Source organism: Moraxella sp. (assembly GCF_030525845.1).
GTDB lineage: Bacteria > Pseudomonadota > Gammaproteobacteria > Pseudomonadales > Moraxellaceae > Moraxella.
This window is the reverse complement of the sequence record NZ_JAUNDY010000043.1, coordinates 1-2,728: the sequence shown is the minus strand read 5'-3', so window position 1 is coordinate 2,728 and position 2,728 is coordinate 1. Positions and strand designations below refer to the sequence as shown.

Below are 2,728 nucleotides of genomic sequence, written 5' to 3'. Positions count from 1 at the left end.
GCTTTGTGGTTTTTGACCCAGTCGATTTTCTCTTGGGTAAAGCCTGCTTTGTCTACAAGTGTACCTTTGGAGTCAGAGAAAGTGATGACTTTGCCACCCAAGTGTAGGCATTTTTCGGCAGCATATTGAGCCACATTACCTGCACCTGACACTAGAACAGTTTTGCCTTCTAGACTGTCGTTGTTGACTTTTAGCATGTTGTCAAGGAAATACACGAGGCCATAACCAGTCGCCTCAGTACGAATGAGCGAGCCACCGTGACCTACGCCTTTACCAGTCAATACGCCTTCAAATTCACGGGTTAGGTTTTTGTACATCGCAAACATGTAGTTCACTTCACGACCGCCCACGCCGATGTCGCCAGCAGGTACGTCCATGTCTTTACCGACATTTTTGTGAAGTTCACGCATAAATGCGTAGCAGAAACGGCGGATTTCGGCTTCTGATTTGCCTTTGGGGTCAAAGTCAGAGCCACCCTTAGCACCGCCCATAGGCAAGCCAGTCAAGGCGTTTTTGAAAATTTGTTCAAAGCCCAAGAACTTCAAAGTCCCTTCGGTAACAGTGGGGTGAAAGCGGATACCGCCTTTATATGGACCGATGGCATTGCTAAATTGGACACGCCAGCCACGGTTTACTTGGATTTCGCCTTTGTCGTTTTCCCAGTTCACACGAAAGCTGATGATACGGTCAGGCTCGCACAGACGCTCAAACACTTGTAGAGCTTCGTATTTTGGGTTGTCGGCATAGACTTTTTCAATGGTCATGGCGACTTCTTTAACGGCTTGGATAAATTCAGGTTGGTGGGCGTAGTTTTGCTCAACTTTGGCAACAGCAGACGAGATGGTCATGGCAAATTCCTCTTTGATTTGACAGTAAAATAGGATATTATCATAAAAACTGATAATATCATCAGCGAATGAAATATTAACCCCATTTTCCCAAAATTACAAGCGTTTTTTTCATGGTAAATTATCATTGAAAATTGATATTTTATTAGTAAAAATAATAAATTAAATCTTATGGAATAAAACTAGACTTTTTAGAAAAATGGTGGTAAGTTAGGGCAAATTTCCTTTAAATGCGGTGCTGGCATGACTTTGGCGGTCAAATTTTGTGGTTTAAAAACTTGCGATGACATCAAAACCGCCTGTGAGTTGGGCGTGAACGCTGTTGGCTTGGTCTTTTATCCGCCAAGCCCCCGCTATGTGGACATTGCCACCGCCAAAACACTTGCCCAAGCCGTGCCAGCCTTTACCACGATTGTCGCTTTGGTGGTTAATATGGGGCAAGATGAGCTGGTTAAATTGGCAAAAGAAGTTCCATTTGACATTGTTCAATTTCATGGTGATGAAACGCCTGTTGAGTGCCAAGCCCTTGCAGGGGCGGTTAATAAACGCTACATCAAGGCAATTCGTGTCAAAACTGATGATACCAGCCAAACGATTTTAAATAAAATCAATGAGTTGTCAGCGTGTGGGGCGAGCGGTGTGATTTTGGATACTTTTAGCGATACGGCGTATGGTGGTACGGGGCATTCGTTTGATTGGACAAAAATCCCTAATCATTCGCCTTTACCCATTTATTTGGCAGGGGGATTAACGCCTGATAATATTGATGAGATTGTGAATAATAAAGATTTAATGGTAAAAATCAAAGGCGTTGATGTGAGTGGGGGGATTGAAAAGGAAAAGGGGGTGAAATGTCAAATAAAAATGAGTGAGTTTATAAAAAATATGGGAAAGTAAAATGAGCCAAATTGACAAACCAATCATTCGAGACAATCACGATAAAAGTCTAAAAATCATCATTTGGTGTGCTGGTATTTTGGGAATGACAGTATTTGGCACGATGATTTTTATTGCCTTGACCGAACAGGCGATTAGTATTGGCGGTGTTAGGGGTGCTAGAACCACTTATCATGAAGGCGTTGAAGCCATTAAACAAACTTATTTTTTATCTGCGTGTTTTATGCTAAGTTTGGGTTCTGGATTTTGGTATTTTAGATATAGAAGATTAATTTGGTTAACATTGTTTTTGTGTTGGATTATTTTTGTGGTTTTTGTGCATATACATTATGTGCGTTAAGTATGGTATAATCACCAAACTTTTAACCAAAGATAGTCACGCAATTATTAATCAGATAAGATAAGAAGAGTAAATATGATTGTAGAAATTAGCTTATTACCCATAATGGTGCAACAAGCCATAATGCAAGGCGAACAAATCAACTTTGTTAATCAAGGAAAAATTGTTACCAGCACCATAGGCAATCCAATAGACGATAATCAAACCTTATATGAATGGGCGATGGCTTATGATGGGGTTGATGTATCGGATATTGAGTTTGATGAAGTTGCTCCTATTTCCAGCCCCAATCGCTTTTTGGAGCTTGATTGATGTATTTATTGGATAATAATATTATTTCAGAATTACGAAAAATCAAATCAGGCAAAGCCAATAGCGGTGTTGTTGATTGGATAAAAGACAAACCAAAAAATCAAATTTTTACTTGTGATGTCGTGATAATGGAATTATATCGCGGTGTTTTATTAAAAGAGCAAAAAGACCCAATACAAGGCAAGCATTTAAAAGAATGGTTTGATAATTTTGTTATGCCTTATTTTAATGGTAGAATTTTATCCATTAATTTTGATGTTAGTTTGATTTGTGCCAAATTTCATACGCCAAATCCAAGAGCAGAAAATGACACTTGGATTGCCAGTATTGC

Annotated in this window: 5 protein-coding genes; 4 read left to right on the top strand and 1 reads right to left on the bottom strand. The window is 39.6% G+C overall.

Going from position 1 to position 2,728, the window contains the following annotated elements; genetic code table 11:
• Positions 1-848 (bottom strand): Glu/Leu/Phe/Val dehydrogenase dimerization domain-containing protein (locus Q4B79_RS09610; RefSeq protein WP_303086198.1); only part of this gene is annotated, 848 nt, incomplete at its 3' end.
• A 243-nt stretch (positions 849-1,091) separates the two neighbouring features.
• On the opposite strand from Q4B79_RS09610, the gene Q4B79_RS09605 reads away from it, so the two are divergent.
• From Q4B79_RS09605 to Q4B79_RS09590, 4 genes are all read left to right on the top strand, one after another.
• Positions 1,092-1,745 (top strand): phosphoribosylanthranilate isomerase, encoded by a 654-nt coding sequence (locus Q4B79_RS09605; RefSeq protein WP_303086197.1) that lies wholly within the window; start codon positions 1,092-1,094, stop codon positions 1,743-1,745.
• Between the two features lies 1 nt (position 1,746).
• The gene (locus tag Q4B79_RS09600; RefSeq protein ID WP_303086196.1) at positions 1,747-2,085 is read left to right on the top strand and encodes a hypothetical protein; all 339 of its coding nucleotides are present in this window, start codon (positions 1,747-1,749) and stop codon (positions 2,083-2,085) included.
• A gap of 75 nt (positions 2,086-2,160) precedes the next feature.
• Positions 2,161-2,397: a hypothetical protein gene (locus tag Q4B79_RS09595; protein WP_303086195.1), complete on the top strand. Its 237-nt coding sequence runs from the start codon at positions 2,161-2,163 to the stop codon at positions 2,395-2,397.
• A partial coding sequence (locus tag Q4B79_RS09590; RefSeq protein ID WP_303086194.1) for a PIN domain-containing protein occupies positions 2,397-2,728 on the top strand: 332 nt, incomplete at its 3' end. The genes Q4B79_RS09595 and Q4B79_RS09590, both read left to right, overlap by 1 nt.

Excerpts from the sequence above, each read along its gene's own strand:
- Q4B79_RS09600 (WP_303086196.1), top strand. The coding sequence starts at position 1,747 with ATGAGCCAAATTGACAAACCAATCATTCGAGACAATCACGATAAAAGT.
- Q4B79_RS09595 (WP_303086195.1), top strand. The coding sequence starts at position 2,161 with ATGATTGTAGAAATTAGCTTATTACCCATAATGGTGCAACAAGCCATA.
- Q4B79_RS09605 (WP_303086197.1), top strand. The coding sequence starts at position 1,092 with ATGACTTTGGCGGTCAAATTTTGTGGTTTAAAAACTTGCGATGACATC.